Source organism: Rhodopseudomonas sp. B29 (genome assembly GCF_000333455.1).
GTDB lineage: Bacteria > Pseudomonadota > Alphaproteobacteria > Rhizobiales > Xanthobacteraceae > Rhodopseudomonas.
In genome coordinates, this window is the sequence record NZ_BADD01000446.1 from 1 (window position 1) to 4,967 (window position 4,967).

At 67.9% G+C, this 4,967-nt stretch carries 2 protein-coding genes and 1 pseudogene; 1 reads left to right on the forward strand and 2 read right to left on the reverse strand.

Going from position 1 to position 4,967, the window contains the following annotated elements; translation table 11 throughout:
- Positions 1 to 1,953 (forward strand): annotated as a pseudogene (gene mutS, locus I5M_RS29885) (DNA mismatch repair protein MutS); the annotation flags it as partial.
- Between the two features lie 3 nt (positions 1,954 to 1,956).
- On the opposite strand, the gene I5M_RS15905 reads toward mutS, so the two are convergent.
- Both I5M_RS15905 and bchO read right to left on the reverse strand, forming a co-directional pair.
- On the reverse strand, positions 1,957 to 3,516 hold the full coding sequence (locus I5M_RS15905) for a S10 family peptidase (protein ID WP_022722300.1): 1,560 nt from the start codon (positions 3,514 to 3,516) through the stop codon (positions 1,957 to 1,959).
- Positions 3,517 to 3,634: 118 nt separating this feature from the next.
- Positions 3,635 to 4,597 carry an alpha/beta fold hydrolase BchO gene (bchO, locus tag I5M_RS15910; RefSeq protein WP_022722301.1) on the reverse strand — a complete coding sequence of 321 codons (963 nt, stop codon included), beginning with the start codon at positions 4,595 to 4,597 and terminating at the stop codon, positions 3,635 to 3,637.
- Between the last annotated feature and the right edge of the window lie 370 nt (positions 4,598 to 4,967).

Consider the following 4,967-nt stretch of genomic DNA (forward strand, 5'->3'; position numbering starts at 1 on the left):
AAGCGACCGCGGCTGCGGCCTGCGTCACCTATGTGGACCGAACGCAACTGGGTAAGCGTCCGCCGCTGTCGCCGCCGTCGCGCGAAGCGGTCGGCACCACCATGGCGATCGATCCGGCGACCCGCGCCAATCTCGAACTGACGAGAACACTGGCGGGCGAGCGTCGCGGCTCGCTGCTCGACGCCATCGACTGCACCGTCACGGCCGCCGGCTCCCGCCTCTTGGCGCAGCGGCTGGCCGCGCCGTTGACCGACGCGGCGGCGATCGCGCGGCGGCTCGATGCGGTCGAAACGTTCGTGGCCGAGCCCGTGCTGCGCGAGACGATCCGTAGCGCGCTGCGGGCGGCGCCCGATCTGGCACGAGCGCTGGCGCGGCTGTCGCTCGGCCGCGGCGGGCCGCGCGATCTGGCGGCGCTGTGCGCCGGAATCTCGGCCGCCGATCAGGCGCTGGCGGAGCTGTCACGACTGGCCGAGCCGCCGGCGGAGATCGCCGTGGCGATGGCGGCGCTGCAGCGACCGTCACGAGATCTGTGCGCAGAACTCACGCGGGCGCTGGCTGACGATCTGCCGCTGTTCAAGCGCGACGGCGGCTTTGTCCGTGAAGGCTACGAGCCGGCACTTGACGAGACCCGCAAGCTGCGCGACGCCTCGCGGCTGGTCGTCGCCGCCATGCAGGCGCGCTACGCCGACGAGACCGGCGTCAAGGCGCTGAAGATCCGGCACAACAACGTGCTCGGTTACTTCGTCGAGGTCTCTGCCCAGAATGGCGACAAGCTGCTGGCGCCGCCGCTGAACGCCACCTTCATCCATCGTCAGACGCTGGCCGGGCAGATCCGCTTCACCACCGCCGAGCTTGGCGAAATCGAGGCCAAGATCGCCAATGCGGGCGACCGCGCGCTCGGGCTCGAGCTGGAAATCTTCGAGCGGCTGGCCGGACTGATCAACGACGCCGGCGACGATCTGCGCGCCGCCGCGCATGCGTTCGCGCAGCTCGATGTCGCCACCGCGCTGGCCAAGCTGGCGCACGACGACAACTACGTGCGGCCCGAGGTCGACGATTCGCTGGGCTTTGCGATCGAAGGTGGCCGGCATCCGGTGGTCGAGCAGGCCCTGAAGAAGGCCGGCGAACCGTTCATCGCCAATGCGTGCGACCTGTCGCCCGGGCCGGCGCAGAAGAACGGCCAGATCTGGCTGCTGACCGGTCCGAACATGGCGGGTAAGTCGACCTTCCTGCGCCAGAACGCGCTGATCGCGCTCTTGGCGCAGATCGGCAGCTACGTGCCGGCGAGCCGGGCGCGGATCGGCATCGTCGACCGGTTGTTCTCCCGCGTCGGCGCCGCCGACGATCTGGCGCGGGGCCGCTCGACCTTCATGGTCGAGATGGTCGAGACCGCCGCGATCCTCAATCAGGCCGGCGAACGCGCCCTGGTGATCCTCGACGAAATCGGCCGCGGCACCGCGACCTTCGACGGCCTGTCGATCGCATGGGCGGCGATCGAGCATCTGCACGAACAGAATCGCTGCCGCGCATTGTTCGCCACGCATTATCACGAGCTCACCGCGCTGTCGGCCAAGCTGCCGCGGCTGTTCAACGCCACGGTGCGGGTCAAGGAATGGCGCGGCGAGGTGGTGTTCCTTCACGAGGTGCTGCCGGGCTCCCGCGACGGCTCCTATGGCATCCAGGTCCCAAGCTGGCCGGGCCGCCGCCGTCGGTGGTGATCGTGCGAAAACGGTGCTGGCAAAGCTCGAAGCCAATGATCGCGGCCAGCCCAAGACGCTGATTGACGATCTGCCGCTGTTCGCCATCACGGCCCGCGCGCCGGCCGAGCCGGCGCCGCCGAGCGAAGCCGACGCGCTCATCGAGGCGGTGAAAGCGCTGCATCCCGACGAGCTGACCCCGCGCGAGGCGCTGGATGCGCTCTACGCGCTGAAGGCCAAGCTGCCGACCACCTAGCAGTTACTTCATCAGCGCTTCGGCTTCGCTGCGCAGCCCGGTGCGGGCGGTGTCGCGGGCGTACAGCATATGGCCGCCCGGCCAGGTGACGAGCTTGACGCGACCCGCGGTCAACGACGGCGGCAACTGATCGAGCGCGATCTGGCTGCCGAAATACGGCGTGGCCAGATCGAACAGGCCGTGCGCGACCACGATTTTGAGAGTTGGATCGGTCGCGAGGATCTCGCGGAGCTGAGTCACCGACTCCACCGGCTCGCGGCCGCGGCCGAAATTCCAGGCGCCGGCGACCGCGCCGTTGAGCAGCTGATAGGTGCCGTCGGGCTTCCATTTCAACGTGTTGCGGGTCAGATCGATGGCAGCGCTGGTCAGCGGCGCGAACAGGCCGCTTTCGGACGGATCGCCAAAATGGAAGTCGCTGGAGTCCGGGAACGGATCGAGCCCCGACATGGTGGCGTCGTAGCGGCCGATGATACGGCCATGGGCGCGGTCGAAGGCGCGGCGGAATTCATCGGTGCCGAAACGGCCGGCAAGGCGCCGGCTCTCGGCCGGATCGATGCCGGTGAGCGCCGCGACGCGATCGGCGAGCCGCGTCGTCGCCGCGATGTCGGTTTCACCTTTGACCAGGTCGGTGAGGAAGTCGCCGCGCGCGTAGTTCTCGACATCGGCCAGATCCGCGCGCTCGATCCCGCCCTTTTGCTGCCGGGCCACCGCCGCCATGGTAGGCAAGCGGATGACGTATTGCAGCAGGCTGGAGCCGGAGTAATCGCGGAAGTCGAGCAGCGGCGACACCAGCACGAGGCCCCGCACGCCGACACCTTGCTTGGTCTGCAGCTCGCGGACCACACGCGGGCCGCGGATGCCCCCATAGCTTTCGCCGGCGACGTATTTGGGCGACAGTAGCCGGTCGTGCTTCTCCAGCCAGCGGCGGATCATCACCGCGAGCGACCAGGCGTCGCCGTCGACCGAGTAGAAATGTTTGCGGACGTCGTCACCGCCGGCGATGAACCGGCTGTAGCCGGTGCCGACGGGATCGATGAAGACGAGGTCGGTAAAGTCCAGCCAGGTCTGATCGTTGGGCACCAGCGCCGGCGTCGCCGAGGCGACCGCATGCGCCGGATCGATCGGCAGCCGCCACGGCCCGGCGGCGCCGAGCTGCAGCCAGGCCGAGGAAGCGCCCGGTCCGCCATTGAACAGGAAGGTCACCGGCCGGGTGCGCGGGTCGGTGCCGTCGAGCAGATAGGCCGTGTAGGCGAGATCGACCTGCGGCTCGCCCTTCTCGTCATAAAGCCGGATCGAGCCCGCGACCGCGGTAAACGACAGGCTGCGACCCTGCAGGGTCAGGCTGTGTTTCGTGATGGAGTCCGGCGGCAGCTTGCGCAGATCGACACTGGCCGGGGCGCTCTTCACCGCCTTGCTGTCGCTCTTGTCGGAGTCGCTTCCGTGGGGTGCCGAGGCCTGCGCCGACACGCCGGCATCCTGTGCGTGGACCGGCGGCGCTCCGGCCAGCAAGGCGGCGAACAGCAGCGCCGTCACGGCGCGACGGGGCGAAAACAGCAGGCGCATCGAGGAGGTCCTTTGCGGCGGGCGTCCGAACGGGCCGCAGTCCAGCGCAGGACTGCGTCGGTTTGGCGACAGCCGGCCGCCTCCCCACGCGTTTGTGCGCGGGTGGTGAGAAGCGTGATTACTCGGCCGCCGCCAGCATCCGCGGCAACAAGCCGAGCTCGCGGCCGAGTTCGATCATCATCCCGGCAGTCTCCGCCGGACGCTCCTCATGGGCCAGATGACCGAGCCCCGGCATCACCACTATCCTGGAGTCAGGCACCAGCGCGGCCACGCGCGCGGCGTCCTTGGCGGCGATGGTGCGGTCGTTGGCGCCGGCGATCAGCAACAGACGCGGCCTCAGCTGCGGCAGCTCGGCGGCGAGTTGCTCGAGCTGCCAGCTCGCCATCATGGTCAGCGCCGCTGCGACATGGCCGGGACTGCAGACCAGGCGGCGATAGTAATCGACGCCTTCGGCATCCAGCGTCGAGCCGGTGTCGGCGATCATCTTTTCGACGAAGCCCTTGTTGCGGCCGAACCGGGACACCAGCCGCGGCACGATCGCACGCGAGGCGAGTAGTCGCGCCAGCGGCAGCATCACCTTGCCAGCGCGGCCGCCGATCGGCAGCAGCGCGCCGTTGAGGCTGACCAAAGCGGCGGGATCGATCGCGCCGTCGAGGCACATTCGTGCAAGCACCGCAGCGCCGGCCGAATGCCCGGCCGCCATCACCGGCCGATGACCGAGTCCGCGGAGGAGTTGCGCGAGGCCATCGGCCATCGCGTCCAGCGACATGCGCGATGCATCGGGAGTTTCGGTGAAGCCGTGGCCGGGTAGATCGGGCACCACCATGGTGAAATGCTCGGCGAGTAGCGGCGCCACGGCACGGAAGGAATGCGTTGCGGCGCTGGTGCCGTGAATCAGCAGTACCACCGGGCCGCGGCCCATCTGCTGCACATGCCAGCGCAAACCTGCAGCGTGAACGAACGAGCTGGAGTGCCGATGCGGCCAGTCGTGGCCGTCGTGCTCCCAATGCGGCTTGGGATGATCGGTGCGACGCGTCTGGAGGCGTGGTCGCTCGTGTAGTACGTTCCGTGCGCTGGGCATGTCGGTTCTTCTGTCTGCCCCATCGCATCATCGCGCAGGCGCGCTGTCAAACATGCAAACGCCTTCGAGTTCCAGTCGCGCATGAATAATCCGAATCAGTGGTGAACGGGTCACGTCCATCACACCGGACTACCTTTGCGTTGATACACTTAGTGTGATTTGGATTGAGCGTTGACAGTCGGCCTGTCAGTCGTGCGCGACAATACGCGGCGGTCGCGGCGCTTCATCGCATACCGAGTTGACGCCTCATGTCATGCCGGCGCGACAGAAGAACGAAACAGTAAGCAGCCTGCCGTTTTGTCGTTTGCAGATTGCAAAACTGCCGCATACTGGCCTCGGCAGGAACGAACTAATTACTTCGCGCTTGCCG

Excerpts from the sequence above, each read along its gene's own strand:
- I5M_RS15905 (WP_022722300.1), bottom strand. The coding sequence starts at position 3,516 with ATGCGCCTGCTGTTTTCGCCCCGTCGCGCCGTGACGGCGCTGCTGTTC.
- bchO (WP_022722301.1), bottom strand. The coding sequence starts at position 4,597 with ATGCCCAGCGCACGGAACGTACTACACGAGCGACCACGCCTCCAGACG.